The organism is Stenotrophomonas sp. STEN056, assembly GCF_056759635.1.
Window position 1 is genome coordinate 26,041 of record NZ_JBRRDL010000003.1, and the last position, 15,892, is coordinate 41,932.

General features: G+C 64.1%; 11 protein-coding genes. 8 read left to right on the top strand and 3 right to left on the bottom strand.

Annotation, left to right across the window (positions count from 1 at the left end; all coding sequences use genetic code 11):
• The first annotated feature begins 386 nt into the window (after nucleotides 1-386).
• The gene (locus ACVOLO_RS02525) at nucleotides 387-770 is read left to right on the top strand and encodes a RidA family protein (RefSeq protein ID WP_481568704.1); all 384 of its coding nucleotides are present in this window, start codon (nucleotides 387-389) and stop codon (nucleotides 768-770) included.
• Nucleotides 771-777: 7 nt separating this feature from the next.
• On the opposite strand, the gene ACVOLO_RS02530 is transcribed toward ACVOLO_RS02525, so the two are convergent.
• Nucleotides 778-1,815, bottom strand: a complete 1,038-nt coding sequence (locus ACVOLO_RS02530) for an AraC family transcriptional regulator (RefSeq protein ID WP_481568705.1) — start codon at nucleotides 1,813-1,815, stop codon at nucleotides 778-780.
• Between the two features lie 120 nt (nucleotides 1,816-1,935).
• Between ACVOLO_RS02530 and ACVOLO_RS02535 the strand changes: the two genes are divergently transcribed.
• From ACVOLO_RS02535 to ACVOLO_RS02565, 7 genes are all read left to right on the top strand, one after another.
• Nucleotides 1,936-3,171 (top strand): parallel beta-helix domain-containing protein, encoded by a 1,236-nt coding sequence (locus tag ACVOLO_RS02535; RefSeq protein WP_481568706.1) that lies wholly within the window; start codon nucleotides 1,936-1,938, stop codon nucleotides 3,169-3,171.
• Nucleotides 3,172-3,179: 8 nt separating this feature from the next.
• Entirely contained in the window at nucleotides 3,180-4,367 is a 1,188-nt protein-coding gene (locus ACVOLO_RS02540; protein WP_481568707.1) for an SO2930 family diheme c-type cytochrome, read from the top strand.
• A 39-nt stretch (nucleotides 4,368-4,406) separates the two neighbouring features.
• The gene (locus ACVOLO_RS02545; RefSeq protein ID WP_481568708.1) at nucleotides 4,407-6,851 is read left to right on the top strand and encodes a TonB-dependent receptor; all 2,445 of its coding nucleotides are present in this window, start codon (nucleotides 4,407-4,409) and stop codon (nucleotides 6,849-6,851) included.
• 328 nt (nucleotides 6,852-7,179) lie between these two features.
• The gene (recG, locus tag ACVOLO_RS02550) at nucleotides 7,180-9,285 is read left to right on the top strand and encodes an ATP-dependent DNA helicase RecG (protein WP_481568709.1); all 2,106 of its coding nucleotides are present in this window, start codon (nucleotides 7,180-7,182) and stop codon (nucleotides 9,283-9,285) included.
• Between the two features lie 64 nt (nucleotides 9,286-9,349).
• A complete protein-coding gene (locus ACVOLO_RS02555) occupies nucleotides 9,350-10,285 on the top strand; it encodes a nucleoside hydrolase (protein ID WP_481568710.1) in 936 nt (311 codons plus the stop codon).
• Nucleotides 10,286-10,371: 86 nt separating this feature from the next.
• Nucleotides 10,372-10,614 carry a type B 50S ribosomal protein L31 gene (locus tag ACVOLO_RS02560; protein WP_265126832.1) on the top strand — a complete coding sequence of 81 codons (243 nt, stop codon included), beginning with the start codon at nucleotides 10,372-10,374 and terminating at the stop codon, nucleotides 10,612-10,614.
• Between the two features lie 278 nt (nucleotides 10,615-10,892).
• Nucleotides 10,893-12,167: a citrate synthase gene (locus ACVOLO_RS02565; protein ID WP_481568711.1), complete on the top strand. Its 1,275-nt coding sequence runs from the start codon at nucleotides 10,893-10,895 to the stop codon at nucleotides 12,165-12,167.
• A gap of 519 nt (nucleotides 12,168-12,686) precedes the next feature.
• Here ACVOLO_RS02565 and ACVOLO_RS02570 read toward each other — a convergent pair.
• Together ACVOLO_RS02570 and ACVOLO_RS02575 are read right to left on the bottom strand one after the other, a co-directional pair.
• Nucleotides 12,687-13,307, bottom strand: coding sequence for a hypothetical protein (locus ACVOLO_RS02570; protein ID WP_481568712.1), 621 nt, complete (start codon nucleotides 13,305-13,307; stop codon nucleotides 12,687-12,689).
• A 77-nt stretch (nucleotides 13,308-13,384) separates the two neighbouring features.
• Nucleotides 13,385-15,811 (bottom strand): penicillin-binding protein 1A, encoded by a 2,427-nt coding sequence (locus ACVOLO_RS02575; RefSeq protein ID WP_481568713.1) that lies wholly within the window; start codon nucleotides 15,809-15,811, stop codon nucleotides 13,385-13,387.
• Nucleotides 15,812-15,892 lie beyond the last annotated feature (81 nt).

Consider the following 15,892-nt stretch of genomic DNA (forward strand, 5'->3'; position numbering starts at 1 on the left):
TCGGCTACTCGGCAGGGGCAGTCCCGGGGTTGCCACGGTGAGCAGCAATGTGGGTGTTGTAGGAACGGCTTCAGCCGCGAAGCTGGTTGAACGACCAGGCTCAGGGACCACGGCAATTGCAGACTGATTGATGGCGGCTACACCGCAGGCTTCGCGGCTGAAGCCGCTCCTACAGCCGCGGGCTGAAGCGCTGGACGGGTTTTCCACAAGGCATGTGCGGTACCACGCGAAGAAGCTGTGGATAAGCCCTGCCGGCCCATGCGGGGCACGGCTTTTGAAGGGCTGGTGAAAATTTGTCCATGTGTGTGAATGGCGCAATCCGGGGACAGTCGGTGCCTTGGGCGGGCGTTACAATGGCCGACCTTTTCCCCCAGTGGAGCTTGTCCATGTCCCGCCAGATCATCAACACCGCCAACGCCCCGGCCGCCATCGGCCCGTACTCGCAGGCCGTGCGCGCCGGCAACACCGTGTATTTCTCCGGCCAGATTCCGCTGGACCCGGCCACCGGCGAAATCGTCGCCGGCGATGTGGCCGACCAGGCCCGTCGTGCGTTCGACAACCTCAAGGCCGTGGCCGAAGAAGCCGGTGGTTCGCTGGACAAGATCGTGCGCCTGGGCCTGTACCTGACCGACCTGGGTGAGTTCGCCAAGGTCAACGCAGTGATGCAGGAATACTTCCAGGCGCCGTTCCCGGCCCGTTCCACCATCGAAGTGTCGGGCCTGCCGAAGGCTGCGGCGTTCGAGGTTGACGCGGTGATGATCCTCGACTGATCCGGCGTCAGGCCAGATGACGCCGGGTCTCGCTCGGCGTCTGTCCGGTCCAGCGTTTGTACGCGCGCCGGAACTCGCGCGCGTCGTTGAAGCCCAGTTGCGTGCCGATGGCCGCAATGGCCAGCTCGGGGTCCTGCAGCAACTCCAGCGCACGTTCGCTGCGCACGCGGTCATGCACCTCGCTGAAGCTGGTTTCCTCCTCGGCCAACTGCCGGCGCAGGGTGCGTTCGCTCAGGTGCAGCGCCAGTGCCACCTCACTCATCTGCGGGTTGTCACGCAGCTGCGGACGCAGCAGGCGCTCCACCGCGGCAGTGGTTTCGCCACGCGAGGACAGCGTCGCCAACTGCGCGCGGCACAGTGACAGCGCCTGTTGCGAGGTCACCGGGTTGTAGCTGGCAAAGGGGAGGTCCATCCAGCGGCGCTCCAGCACCATCGCGTGACGGGGCTGCTCGAACTGGATGTCGCAGCGGAACAAGGTGCGGTACTTGGCTACATGCGCCGGTGCCGGGTAGCCCAGTTCCAGGCGCAACGGACTGAAGACATCGCCAGCCAGCTCGCGGCCGAGCATCAGGATGCTGGAGAACATTTCCTCGCACAGGAACGGCAGCAGGTCGTGCGCTTCCTCCGGGGCGGTGGCGATGACCGCTAGGGTTTGTTCGTCCTGCTCCTCCAGGTACAGCGCCATCAACGGGCCGAGATTGCGCTGGTAATCCAGCCCGATCCGTACCGCGTCGCCAAAGGTGCGGGCGGTTTTCATCGCCAGCCCGAGCAGGCCGAAATTGCCGCCGTTCTGGTTGCTGCCCATGGCCAGGCCGACACCATCGATGGGCAGCGCCGGCAGGGCGCGGCGGATCACTTCGATGGCTTGCCGGTAGGAAATGCGGGTCAACGGATCGTTGAGTTGCTCCGCACTCAAGCGCTGGCCCGCAAGCCAGCCTTCGCTGCTGATCTCGAACTGGGCGGCGAGCAGCAACAGCCCGCACAGCATGTTGGTGGGGACGTTGGCGATGGACAGCCTGTCGCCAGTGCCTGGTCTGCGATGCATCGAAGCTCCCTCCAGCTTGTCCGCTTTCCCCCCCAAGTATGCCGTTCCTGCCCTTCGCATGAACACTGCCTGAAGCCCAGACTGCATTCCACCATCTGCAAGCGTATGGGGAGAGGATTCATGCAGCGCAGCATCAGCTTGGCGGTTGTCGCCACATTGAGTGTGTTGGCGGCCGGTTGCCAGAAGCAGGCCGCACAGGCCCCGCAGGTCGCCGCGGCGGACGGGGCATTTGCGGCCACGCTGCAGGAGCGCCTGCTCGACGCCAAGCCGGGCGACGTGATCGAGATTCCCGAAGGCCGGCACCAGTTCGAGCGCAGCCTGAGTCTGCGCGCCGATGGCGTGACCATCCGCGGCGCCGGCATGGACAAGACCGTGCTCAGCTTCAAGGGGCAGAAGGCCGGCGCCGAGGGGCTGCTGGTCAACGGGGACAACTTCACCATCGAGAACCTCACCATCGAGGACTCCAAGGGCGACGGGCTGAAGATCAGCGAGTCCGAGCACATCACCATCCGCGGCATCAAAGTGCAGTGGACCGGCGGCCCCAGCACCAAGAACGGTGCCTATGGCATCTACCCGGTACTGACAAAAAACGTGCTGATCGAAGACACCGTTTCCATCGGTGCATCGGACGCAGGCATCTACGTGGGCCAGTCCGACGGGGTGATCGTGCGCAACAGCCGCGCTGAGCAGAACGTGGCTGGCATCGAGGTGGAAAACACCCGCAATGCCGATGTCTACAACAACGTGGCCACCGGCAATACCGGCGGCATCCTGGTGTTCAACATGCCGGGGCTGTCGCAGCAGGGCGCCAACATCCGCGTGTTCAACAACAAGGTCATCGCCAACAACCACGAGAACTTCGGCGCCAAGGGCACGCCGGTGGCCAGCGTGCCGGCCGGGTCGGGCATCGTCATCAACTCCAACGATGACATCGAGATCTTCGACAACGAGGTGCGTGACAACGCGACCACCAACATCATCGTTTCCAGTGTGTATTCCACCGGCTACAAGGACAGCAGCGCATCACCCAATTTCGATCCTTATCCGGAGCGCATCTACGTCCACAACAACACGCTGTCCGGCGGCGGTGATTCGCCTGACGGTCTGGACCTGAAGGCGCTGAAGGTTGCGATGTATGGCTTGACCGGCAATTTCCCGGATGTGCTGTGGGATGGCTACTTCAACAAGGAGCGCATGGTCGATGGGGTCAAGGTCGGCCCGCAGATCTGCCTGCGTGATGTCAGTGGCGTGATCAACGCCGATGGCCCCGGCGGCTACAAGAACCCGAGCAAGGATGCGAAGCCGTTCGAATGCGAGTTGCCGCGTTTGCCGGCCGTCGATCTGAAGCGGGGTTGAGGCCGGGCATGCAGAAGCTGATGGTGCGGATGGGGGCATGGGCTGGCTTGATGCTGGTGCTGGCCGGTTGCGGTAAACCGCAGGTGCATTTCTTCGCCGACGGGCAACCGCCGACGCTGGACGAATGGCAGGTGCTGCGCATTGAGGATGGGAAACTCCAGCTCAATGAAGGCGTGGTGCCGTATGACCTGAACACGCCGCTGTTCAGTGATTACGCACACAAGCTGCGCACTGTGTGGATGCCGAAGGGCCAGGCGGCCGGGTATCAACCCGAGCATGCCTTCGATTTCCCGGTCGGCACCATTCTCAGCAAGACGTTCTATTACCCGCTGCCTGCCGGTGGTGCGGCGGACGGCAAGTCGGTGGCGCGCACGCCGCCTTCGCAGTCGGTGCTGCAGGGCGAAAGCCTGGAGCTGTCCAAGGTGCATCTGATCGAAACCCGGCTGCTGGTCCATCGCAAGGACGGCTGGGTGGCGCTGCCGTATGTGTGGAACCGCGAGCAGACCGCCGCCACACTCAAGCGCGCCGGTGAAACGGTGGAGCTGGAGCTGGTTGATGCCGCCGGTGCGCGCGAGGCGTTTTCGTATCAGGTGCCGGACCAGAACCAATGCGGAGGTTGCCACATCACCGACAACCGTTCGCGCAAGCTGCTGCCGATCGGGCCAAAAGCGCGGCATCTCAATCGTGACTTCGACTATGCCGATGGCCGCGAAAACCAACTGGCGCACCTGGTGCGCGTGGGCTATCTGGCCGGCGTGCCCGCGGCGGCGCAAGTGCCGCACATGGCAGATGCCAGCGACCTGGGCGCACCGCTGGCCGCGCGGGCACGCGCCTATCTGGATGTGAACTGCGGGCATTGCCACAGCCGCACCGGCCCGGCCATCACCTCGGGCTTGTGGCTGGATGCGCCAACCGACGACCACCTCAAGCTGGGCCTGTGCAAGCAGCCCATCGCTGCCGGCAAGGGCACCGGCAACCGCCTGTATGACGTGCTGCCGGGAGACGCCGATGCCTCGATCATTGCCTACCGCATGGACAGCCACGACCCGGCAGTGATGATGCCGGAGGTGGGCCGGGCGGTGGTGCACAAGGAGGGCGTGGCATTGATCCGCGACTGGATCAACGCACTGGAAGGAAGTTGCGACACGACGGCCGGCGCGCTGCCGGTCAACACGACGGGGCCGCCGGCGATCTGAGCCGGTTTCACCCACTGCTTTGGGAGAGAGGCGATGCGAGTGAAACAACGGAGTCTGGTAACAGGGCTGCAGCGGGCCATTGCCGGCCTGGTGGTATTGGGGGCCAGCGGTGCGGCGATGGCGCAATCGGCCACGGAGGATGCGGCCACCAACCTTGACCGGATCACCGTCACCGCGCAGAGCCGGCAACAGGAAATACAGGACGTACCCATCGCGCTGCAGGTGGTGGACCAGAACCTGCTCAACGACGTGGCCGCGGAGAACCTGGGCGACATCGATGCATTCGTGCCCGGCCTGGTGATCAACGCGGTGCAGCCCACGCAGCCCTCGTTCAAGCTGCGTGGCGTGGAAACTGATGACTTCGGCATCGGTACCGACCCGGCAGTGGGCATCTTTGTGGATGGTGTTTATGGCGGGCGCGGCGGTGGCGTGCTGCTGCCGTTTGTCGATGTCGAGCGCATCGAAGTACTGAAGGGGCCGCAGGGCACCCTGTTCGGCCGCAACACCGCCGCCGGTGCGATCTCGCTGGTGACGCGCCGCCCGCAGGCGCAAACCGAAGCGCGCGCCACGGTGCGGGTGGGCAACTACGGCAAGAAGTACGCCGACGCGATGGCAAACATCCCCACCGGCGACAACTCGGCGCTGCGCTTCAACGCGCTGATCAACACCAGCGATGGCTGGTTCCAGGACGGAGCCACCGGCAAGGACCTGGGCGGGGAGAACGTCTGGGCCACGCGCGCGGCCTGGCAGAGCCGGTTCGGCGACAACACCACCGCCTACCTCAGCTGGGACCACGAAAGCCTGGACCAGAATGGCCGCGTCACCACAGGCATCGTCGAACTGCCGCCCTATCCGCAGCGGCCGGTGGTTCCGGTGAACCCGGATGACTTCCTCGATCCGCGCAGGATCAAGACCTACAGCGATGCCGACAACGCCGAATGGCGCACTTTCGACGGCGTCAGCCTGATCATTGATCACGCGCTGACCTGGGGCAATTTCACCTCCACCAGCTCCTGGCGCAAATACGACTCCACCAACCACACCGAAGAAGACGGCACCAATCGTTTCGATTTGTACGTGGACTCGAAGAACACCGAGAACAACGAGACCTTCTACCAGGAGTTCAAGTTCTCCGGCAGCAATGAACGCTTCGATTGGGTGGCCGGCGCCAGCTACTTCAACGAGGACGCGCGCCAGACCAGCGAGGTCAACACCAATACCGAGGCGGTGGACAACATCATCCGCAACATGGGCGTGGCCTATCAGCTGGGCATTCCCGATGGCAGCCTGTTCAACTTCACTTCGATGCTGGCGCAGATGAACGGCATCCCGGTTTCCCTGGTTGGCGAAAAGTGGAACGAACGCTTCAGCAACACGCTGGATACCACGTCGTATGCGGTATTCGGTGACGTGATCTGGAAGGCCACCGATCGCCTCAACCTGACCTTCGGCCTGCGCTACACGCGTGATGAAAAAGACTTCACCTGGCTCAACACACCACGCAACGCGCCGGGGCTTGAAGCCAAGCTGGGGACGCTTGAAGCGTTGGGCTTCTTCCAGGCGCTGGCCGGCATGGGCATCCCGATCACCCGCGAGCTGCTGACCTTCGACATGGCCTTCATCGACCCGCCGGCCATGGTCAACAAGGGCAAACTGGTGCGCGACAAGAAGAGCTGGAGCGACTGGAGCCCGCGCTTCGTCATCGACTACCACCTCAATGACGACACCATGGTGTTCGCCTCGCTGGCCAAAGGCTACAAGGCCGGCGGTTTCAATGCATTGCAGATCGGCCCGGCGTTCGAAAACGAAGATGTCTGGAACCTGGAAATGGGGATCAAGCAGGCCGTTGATCGCTTCTCGTACAACGCCTCGGTCTTCCATTACCGCTATGACAACCGCCAGGCCATCCGCCTGATCGACCCGGACCCGAACAACCCGGTGGACATCCCGCGCTATGTCTTCGACACCGGCGATCTGGAGGCCACCGGCATCGATTTCGACATGCGCTGGAAAGTCACCGACGCCTTCACCCTGGATGCGCAGGCCGAGTGGATTGATTCCAAGTACAAGAACTATGTGACGCCCGAAGGGGTGGACCTGGACGGCGCACCGACCGGCGAGCCGCGTTTCAGTGCCTCGGCGGGTGCGGTGTACCAGGCGGACCTGGGCGGCAACGGCAAGCTGCGGCTGTCGGCCCGACATGCCTACCGGGGCGCGCAGCGCTGCAATGCTGCCTCCGACCTGCAGGGCGACTGTGGCATCAGCCGCCTGCTCAACGTCGGCCAATCGCAGCAACGCACGGACGCGCGCGTGGCCTGGACGTCGCCACTGGGCCATTGGAGCTGGGCGGTATATGCCAACAACGTGTTCGACAAACAGTACGTGCGCGGGCTCAACACCTATGGCCGCGGCCCGCTGGGCGTCGTGGGCGCCACCATCACCGATCCGCGTACCTACGGCCTGGAAATGACCGTGAAGTTCTGATGCAGCAACGCTGAAGCCCGCTTCCGCACACCAGAGAGGGGCATGCTTTCGCTTAAGCCCCTCTCCCGACAACGGGAGAGGGGTTGGGGTGAGGCCAGCGAGGGGCATGCTTTTGCTTAAGCCCCTCTCCCGTCAACGGGAGAGGGGTTGGGGTAAGGCCAGCGAGGGGCATGCTTTTGTTTGAGCCCCTCTCCCGTCAACGGGAGAGGGGTTGGGGTGAGGGCAGCGCTGTTGATCGCAAGGTTTTGAACCGTGTTGGGGAAAGGAAACCCCGTCGCCTTCGGGCGTCGGGGTTTCTGTTTTGCGCCGGTGACGGCATCCTTGTCGCATGTCTGCCCGTCGTGATGCTGTTTCCCTTGATCTGTCCGCCGAACCGCTGAGTCATCTGGCCGGGGTAGGGCTGCGGGTGGCTGCCAAGCTGGAAGCGCGCGGGCTGACCACCTTGCAGGATCTGTGGCTGCATCTGCCGCTGCGTTATGAAGACCGCACCACGCTGCTGCCGATCCGTGCCCTGAAGGCGGGCATGGCCGCGCAGGTGGAAGGCCGCGTCGAAGCAGTGGAGCGGGGTTTCCGCTATCGCCCGATGCTGCGTGTTGCCGTGAGTGACGATTCCGGTGCCACGCTGGTGCTGCGTTTCTTCCATTTTCGCGCTGCGCAGGTCGCGCAGTTTGCCGTCGGCACGCGCCTGCGTTGCTACGGCACGCCACGCCCGGGTCAGCATGGGCTGGAAATCGTTCATCCCAGCTACCGCGTGCTGGGCGAGGGCGAGGATGCCGGGCTGGGCGAAGCACTCGATCCGGTCTATCCGGCCGTGGAAGGCATTGGCCCGGCCAGCCTGCGCAAACTGATCAGCCAGGCGCTGGATCGGCTGCCGGACGCCGCCACTCTGGAACTGCTGCCGCCCGCATTGCTGGCGGACCTCCATCTGCCTTCATTGCGCGAGGCGATGCTGACCATGCACCGGCCGCCGGCCGATGCCGACATCGCCGCACTGTCCACGGGGACGCACCCTGCGCAGCAGCGCCTGGCGATGGAAGAACTGCTTGCCCACCACTTGAGCCTGCGTCGCCAGCGCATCGCCCTGCAGCGGCACCGTGCGCCGTCGCTGCGCGGGCGCGAGGGTTTGGTGAAAGCCCTGCTCGACTCGCTGCCCTTCAAACTCACCGGCGCGCAGCAGCGCGTGTTCGATGAAATCCGCAAGGATCTGGCGCGCGCGCACCCGATGCTGCGGTTGGTGCAGGGCGATGTGGGCTCCGGCAAAACCGTGGTTGCCGCCCTGGCGGCCATGCTGGCCGTGGAACGCGGCAAGCAGGTGGCCCTGGCTGCGCCCACCGAGTTGCTGGCCGAGCAGCACCTGCTCAACCTGCGTGCATGGTTGGAACCACTCGGCGTGCGGGTGACCTGGCTGGCCGGCAAGGTCACCGGCAAGGCGCGCAGCAAGGTGCTGGAGGATGTCGCGTCCGGTCATGCGCAGGTGGTAGTTGGTACGCATGCGCTGATGCAGGAGGCAGTGGTGTTCAATGACCTGGCACTGGCCATCGTCGATGAACAGCACCGCTTCGGCGTGCACCAGCGGCTGGCGCTGCGTGACAAGGGAGCCAGTGCCGGCATCGTGCCGCATCAACTGGTGATGACGGCCACGCCCATTCCACGCACGCTGGCCATGGCTGCGTATTCCGACCTGGACGTGTCGGCCATCGATGAACTGCCACCCGGGCGCACGCCGGTGCAGACCATCGTCATCAGCGCCGAGCGCCGCCCCGAACTGGTCGAGCGCATCCGCGTGGCCTGCCAGCAGGGCCGGCAGGTGTACTGGGTGTGCACCTTGATCGACGAAAGCGACGAAGTGGTCGCCACCGCCGCACAGAACACCTTTGAAGCCCTGTCCGCACAGCTGCCGGAGCTGCGCATCGGCCTGGTGCACGGGCGCATGAAGGCCGCTGAAAAACAGGCGGCGATGCAGTCGTTCAAGTCCGCGCAAACCGATCTACTGGTCGCAACCACCGTCATCGAAGTGGGGGTCGATGTGCCCAATGCGTCGTTGATGATCATCGAGAACACCGAGCGCCTCGGCCTGGCCCAGTTGCACCAGCTGCGCGGGCGGGTAGGGCGCGGCGCTACGGCGTCCAGCTGCGTGCTGATGTATCAAGCGCCGCTGTCCAACATGGCTCGCGAGCGGCTGGAAACCATGCGGCATACCGCCGATGGCTTCCTGATTGCTGAAAAGGATCTGGAACTGCGTGGCCCCGGTGAACTGCTGGGCACGCGCCAGACGGGTTTGGCCGAGTTCCGCGTGGCGGATCTGGCACGCGATGCCGGCCTGCTGCCGACCGTGCATGGCTTGTCCGAGCGATTGCTGAATGAGGCCCCGGAACTTGCCGACCGCATCGTCCGGCGCTGGATTGGCGGCGCAGTGCGCTACGCATCGGCCTGATCGTGTGCTTCCACTGTCATGGTTGAGATGACAGACTCCCTTGCCGAACAGAGTGAAGCAGAAGATGAGCAAGAAGATTCCGTTGCTGATTGATACCGACCCGGGCGTTGATGATGCATTGGCGCTGTTGATGGCTTTTGCCGACGCGCGTCATGACGTGGTCGGGTTGACGGTGGCGGCGGGCAACGTCGGGCTGGATTACACCGTGCGCAACGCGCTGAAGCTGTGCGAAGTTGCAGGCCGCGACGACGTGCCAGTGTTCGCCGGTACGGCCGATCCGCTGGTCTATCCGGCCGAAGACGCCGCCCATGTGCACGGTCGCGACGGTTTCGGTGATGTGGATCTGGCGCCGGCCGCGCGCAAGGTGGAAGCCGAACACGCGGCATTGGCCATCCTGCGCTTGTCGCATACCCATGTTGGCGAGTTGACGCTGGTGGCTCTCGGCCCGCTGACCAACATTGCCCTCGCACTGAAGCTGGACCCCACCTTGCCGCAGCGTGTGAAGCGCTTCCTGGTGATGGGCGGTGCCATCAATGGCCACGGCAACATCACCCCGGTGGCGGAATTCAACATCGCCTTCGACCCGGAAGCGGCCCATATCGTGTTCACCGCTTTCCCGCATGCGGAAGTGGCTGATTGGGAAGCCACCATCGCCCACGGCCTGAAGCACCGCGACGTGGAGCAATGGCTGGCCGCCGACACCGACAAGGCCCGCTTCTACGAGCTGATTTCGCGCAAGACCCGTTTGTGGTCCGAAGACAGCCGTGGCGAGTATTGGTACGCCGCCGACGCGCTGGCCATGGCCTGGGCGCTGCAGCCGGAAGGCGCCATCCATGTGGAGCAGCGGCCGCTGGCCATCGAGCTGACCGGCAACCGCAGCCGGGGCGCCACCGTGGTGGACTGGAACCGCCAGACCGGGGCGGCGGACAACACCACCTTGTTGATCGGCTACGACCAGGGCCGCTTCGAGGCCCAGGTGCGCGGCGCGCTGGGGCTCTGAAGCCCCGCTTCAAACCTGGCTTGCCTTCCTGGGCGAGCCGGGACTATAATGCCGCTCTTGACCACCAGCCCATACGGTGCGAGCCCATGAAGGCCGATATCCATCCCGATTACCGCAACGTCGTGTTTCACGACGTCACCTCCGATTTCAAGTTCCTGACCCGTTCGACCATGTCCTCCAAGGAAACGGTCAAGTGGGAAGACGGCGAAGAGTATCCGCTGATCAAGGTGGAAATCTCCTCGGCTTCGCACCCGTTCTACACGGGCAAGCACAAGGTCATCGACACCAGCGGTCGTATCGACAAGTTCCAGAAGCGCTACGCGCGCTGATCGAACTGTTGTTGATCGCAACAGCAACGGCCGCGATCTTCGCGGCCGTTGCTTTGTGCCATCTGCAATTAATCTGAATCATTTCCAACGCCGGCCGGTCACGGTTGCGACGCTGTGTCACAGCGGCGCGTGTCTTATAAGACTTTCGTCTTCGCAATCTGGAAATGTTGCTGTGCGATAATGGCGCGTACTGCGGTAGAAAACCGCAGATTTCATTCACGCGCCTGCCCACCACCTCTCTGTCTGGACAGGCGCCTTCCACTTGAGGAGCGCACACTGTGTCCGATCTTGATCAGGTCACGCTCAACGCCGGCGATGCGTCGGTCGTTCTGCCTGTCGTCAAACCCGTTCTGGGCAATAACTGCGTCGATATCTCGAAGCTGACCAAGGAAACGGGTCTCTTCACCTACGACTCGGGCTACACCGCCACCGCCAGTTGCAAGTCGGCCATCACCTACATCGATGGCGACAACGGCGTGCTGCTGTATCGCGGCTACCCGATCGAACAGCTGGCCGAGAAGTCCAGCTTCGTCGAAGTGGCTTACATGCTGATCAATGGCGAGCGCCCGAGCGCCGAGCAGCTGAAGGCTTTTGAAGCCGAGCTGAGCGCGGAAGCCGGCGTTGATGCGTCGATCAACACGCTGATCGGCAGCTTCGCCAAGGACGCGCATCCGATGGCGATCCTGGCTGCCTCGATCGCGCAGCTCTCGGCCACCTACCACGACTCGCTGGACCTGGCCGATGCCGAGCAGCGCCGCAAGGCTGCCGTTCGCCTGATCGCCAAGGTGCCGACCCTGTCGGCGCTGATCTACCGCCACGGCAAGGGCCTGCCGGCCAATGCGCCGGACACCTCGCTGGATTACGTCAGCCGCTTCCTGAAGCAGACCTTCGAGTCGGCTGACGGCAAGTACGACTTGAACAAGGACGTGGTCAAGGCGCTGGATCTGCTGTTCATCCTGCACGCTGACCACGAACAGAATGCTTCGACCTCGACCGTGCGTCTGGTCGGTTCCACCGGCGCCAACCCGTACGCTTCGGTCGCCGCTGGCGTGACCGCGCTGTGGGGCCCGGCACACGGCGGCGCCAACGAAGCCGTGCTGAAGATGCTGGAAGAAATCGGTTCGGCCGACAACGTCGAGTCCGCTGTGCTCAAGGCCAAGGACAAGACCTCCGGCTTCCGCCTGATGGGCTTCGGCCACCGCGTCTACAAGAACTTCGACCCGCGTGCCAAGGTCATCGGTGAGATGACCAAGCAGGTGCTGGGCCAGCTGGGCGTGCAGGATCCGCTGCTGGATGTGGCCATCAAGCTGGAACAGGCCGCGCTGCAGGACGACTACTTCGTTGCCCGCAAGCTCTACCCGAACGTCGATTTCTACAGCGGCATCATCTACAAGGCGCTGAACATTCCGACGGAAATGTTCACCGTGATGTTCGCCCTGGGCCGCACCGCTGGTTGGGTGTCGCATTGGCTGGAACAGCAGGTTGATCCGGAAATGAAGATCGGCCGTCCGCGCCAGGTCTACACCGGCCACGACGTGCGTGATTACAAGTAATGGCGCCAGCGTAGCGATACGCTGAAATCATTGCTGCAGAGCCCCGCTTCGGCGGGGCTTTTTGTTTGCGCGCTATCCACACCGGCTGTGCGAAGCGGGTTACACAAGTTGTGGATAAGCGGGCGCAGGCCTTGAGCTGCGTCGCTCTGCGAAGGGTGGTGAATTTTTGTCCAGTGCAGGAGCGCGGCTGCACGCTGTGCAGAGACGCGCTTCGCAGTGCTTCCCCGAGCTACGACATGAAGCAAGGAGTGAGCTCGCCCAGCGGTAGGAGCGACTTCAGTCGCGAAGCCGGCCTTCCAGCCGATGTGTTGAACATCGGCCATTGCAGAGCGCGACAATACGATCCGCAGCTGCATCGAGCCGCGCACAGGTTTCGCGGCTCAAGCCGCTCTTACGGATAGGCAGGTAGCGCAGGTTGCGCAAGTTCTGCGGCAACCTGCTCTTGCGAATCCCGAATCCCGAATCCCGAATCCCGAATCCCGAATCCCGAATCACCAATCACCAATCACCAATCACCAATCACCGCTCCAGCAACAACTGCCGCAGCTGCGCCAGCGTCGCACGCGGCAAAGGCTTGCCGTCGTCGCTGGAAACCGGCGGTTGCCGCAGTGCATCTTCGGGCAGGATCACCAGTTCAAAGGCGATGCCGTCGGCGGCAAATTCCCAACCGGGGAAGTGCTGCCGGGTTGCATGGCCGGCAAGCTGCAGTGACCAGGCGCGTGCTTCGGCCGGAATACGCTGGTCATGCAGGAAGTGATGCACGGCCTCGGCATCGTCGCAGTGCAGGTGCAACACGACCGGGCTGCTGTCTCCCGCGACACCCGTCAGTACCGGCCCGCTGAGGCGGGGCTGGAATGCCTGCAGGAACTGCATGGCCTGCAGCGCGGATTCGCGCCGTCGCTGCAATGCGCCCGGTTGTGTGTTGGAAGCGAACAGGCGCTGATGTTCGCGCAGCGCCTGTTCGATATCGGCCAAGCGCGGCCACAGTGCTTCTTCATGGATGCCCAGGCGTGCGGCGGCCTTGCGGCGGGCATGGTCGAAATCCTGGATACCGCTCTCGGCGATCAGCCGTGCCGCGTCCTGGGCGATGCGCTGGCGGCCGCGTGCGTTGCGTTGGAGATTCTGCGGTGTGGATGGCATCGGCCGGCTTTCCGAAGGAGGCTGGCCGATTGTAGGCAGACGGCGGGGCATGCGTCCCGCCGTCTTGCCGTGTCGCTTTAGAAGATGTCGAATGCGGCGTCGTCGGCCTGCTGGTGCTGTTGGTCGAAATCGAATTCCTGCACGCGCTCCAGGTCTTCGGTCTTGACCCACTCGGTCGCGCCGTTGAGGGTGGCTTCGACCATGCCCGAGGGCGGGTCGTTCTTGGCGATCGGTGCATCCTTCAGCGCGGCGCGCATGTAGTCGATCCAGATCGGCAGCGCGGCCTTGCCGCCATACTCGCGATAGCCAAGCGAGCGGAAGTCATCGCGGCCCACCCATACGGTGGTTGCCAGTGGGCCGCCAAAGCCGGAGAACCAGGCGTCGCGGTGGTCGTTGGTGGAGCCAGTCTTGCCGCCGACATCCTCACGCCCCAGCACCTTGGCCTGCGCGCCGGTGCCACGCTGGACCACGTCGCGCATCATCGACACCAGCTGGTAGGCGGTGCGTTCATCGATGGCGCGGGGCGCGATGCGGGCATCCGGGTTTGCCGGCTTGGCCGGTTCGACGGCTTCGGGCGCCGCTTCGGGCTTGGCTGGCGCGGGTTTTACTTCGGCGCCAAAGTTGAAGCCGTCCACCACCTGGTTGACGGGCGCTGTACCGACGCCGGTTGCGCCACCGCAGCCGCGGCAGGCCAGGGCGGGGTTTTCCTTGAAGATGACGTTGCCGTCACGGTCCTTGACCTCGTCCACCACCCAGGTCTCCACGCGCGAACCGCCATTGGCGAACACGGCGTAGCCGCGCGCCACCGACAGCGGGGTCAGCGAGGCGGTGCCCAGTGACATCGACAGGTTCGGCGGCAATTCGGCTTCCTGGAAGCCGAATTCGCTGATGTATTTGCGCGCGTAGTCCACGCCGATGCTGTCGAGCAGGCGTACCGAGACCAGGTTGCGCGACTGCACCAGTGCTTCGCGCAGGCGCATCGGGCCGCGGAACCCGCCGCCATCGTTCTGCGGCTGCCAGGTCTTGCCACGGCGGTCGCGGAACACCACCGGCGCGTCGAGCACGATCGAGGCCGGATTGAATCCCTTGTCGAACGCGGCGGCATACACGAACGGCTTGAAGCTGGAACCGGGCTGGCGACGGGCTTGGGTGGCGCGGTTGAACTTGTTGCCGGCAAAGCTGAAGCCGCCCACCAGGGCGCGCAGCGCGCCGGTTTCAGCGTCCATCGATACCAGCGCACCTTGGCCGCGCGGGATCTGGTCAATCAACCATTCCCCTTCCTTGGCGCCCGCACGGATGCGGATCATGTCGCCACGGGTGACCAGCTTGGCAGGCGAACGGTTGGTCCAGCGGCTGGCGGCCACCGGCAGCACCCGTTCGCTGCGGTCGGCCAGCACCACGGTGATGCTGCCGTCGGCATGCGTGGCCGAGACCACGGCCGGCTGCAGCCCGGCCTGCGCCGGGATGCCTGCGATATGCCGCGCCAGTGCGGTGGCGTCGGCGTCGGCAGCCACGTCGAAGTGCTGCTCCACGCCGTGCCAGCCATGGCGATGGTCATACAGGATCAAGCCGTCACGGATTGCGGTGTTGGCCGCGTCCTGCAGGGTGCCGTTGATGGTGGTGGTGACGTGATAACCCTTGTTGAGCACGTCGCCGCCGTACTTGGCGATCATCTCCTGGCGCACCATTTCGGCCACATACGGCGCGTAGATTTCCACCGGCGGCTCATGCGGTGCGGCATGCATGGGCACGGCCTTGGCGGCATCGGCCTCGGCCTGGGTGATGAAATTCAGCTCCGCCATGCGTTGCAGGACGTAGTTGTCACGGCGCTGGCGCGCACGCTCGGGGTTGCTGATCGGGTTGCCGCTGGAGGGGAACTTGGGAATACCGGCCAGCGACGCCATTTCGTCCAGATCCAACTCGTCCAGCTTCTTGCCGTAGTAGTACTCGGCGGCAGCGCCCACGCCATAGGCGCGGTTGCCGAAGAAGCTCTTGTTCAGGTAGAGCTCGAAGATTTCGTCCTTGCTCAGTTCCTTTTCGATCTTGCGGGCGAGCAGGATCTCGGCCAGCTTGCGGGTATAGCTGTACTCCGAGCTGAGGAAGAACTGGCGCGCGACCTGCTGGGTGATGGTCGAGCCGCCCGGCACGCGTTTGGCATCGGTGGTGGCCAGCAGCCAGATCGCGCGGCCCACGCCCTTGTAGTCGACGCCGTCGTGTTGATAGAAGCGGGCATCCTCGGTGGCCAGGAACGCCTGCTTCAGGCGCTCGGGGACGTCCTTCATCTGGATGGGGTAGCGCCGGGTCTCGCCGAACACCGCCATCAATTTCCCTTCGCTGTCATAGACATACATGGGCTCCTGCAGCTCGACATCGCGCAGGGCCTGTACGTCAGGAAGCTTGGAGGAGACAACGTAATAGAGAGAGCCTGCGGCAATCGCGCCCACCAGGGACAGGGCGATGAAGATGGCCAACAGCCAGCGAAGCCAGCGGCGGAAACGTGGCATCCAGAAGTTCCCAATTGCGGATTTTGTGGCCGCAGAGTATAGATTACGCAGGGGAACGGCTGGGGCCGTGTCCTGGGGAGA

Bases quoted from the DNA above. Each gene is read 5' to 3' on its own strand.
- ACVOLO_RS02525 (WP_481568704.1), top strand. From the start codon at position 387: ATGTCCCGCCAGATCATCAACACCGCCAACGCCCCGGCCGCCATCGGC.
- ACVOLO_RS02530 (WP_481568705.1), bottom strand. From the start codon at position 1,815: ATGCATCGCAGACCAGGCACTGGCGACAGGCTGTCCATCGCCAACGTC.
- ACVOLO_RS02535 (WP_481568706.1), top strand. From the start codon at position 1,936: ATGCAGCGCAGCATCAGCTTGGCGGTTGTCGCCACATTGAGTGTGTTG.
- ACVOLO_RS02540 (WP_481568707.1), top strand. From the start codon at position 3,180: ATGCAGAAGCTGATGGTGCGGATGGGGGCATGGGCTGGCTTGATGCTG.
- recG (WP_481568709.1), top strand. From the start codon at position 7,180: ATGTCTGCCCGTCGTGATGCTGTTTCCCTTGATCTGTCCGCCGAACCG.
- ACVOLO_RS02555 (WP_481568710.1), top strand. From the start codon at position 9,350: ATGAGCAAGAAGATTCCGTTGCTGATTGATACCGACCCGGGCGTTGAT.
- ACVOLO_RS02560 (WP_265126832.1), top strand. From the start codon at position 10,372: ATGAAGGCCGATATCCATCCCGATTACCGCAACGTCGTGTTTCACGAC.
- ACVOLO_RS02570 (WP_481568712.1), bottom strand. From the start codon at position 13,307: ATGCCATCCACACCGCAGAATCTCCAACGCAACGCACGCGGCCGCCAG.
- ACVOLO_RS02575 (WP_481568713.1), bottom strand. From the start codon at position 15,811: ATGCCACGTTTCCGCCGCTGGCTTCGCTGGCTGTTGGCCATCTTCATC.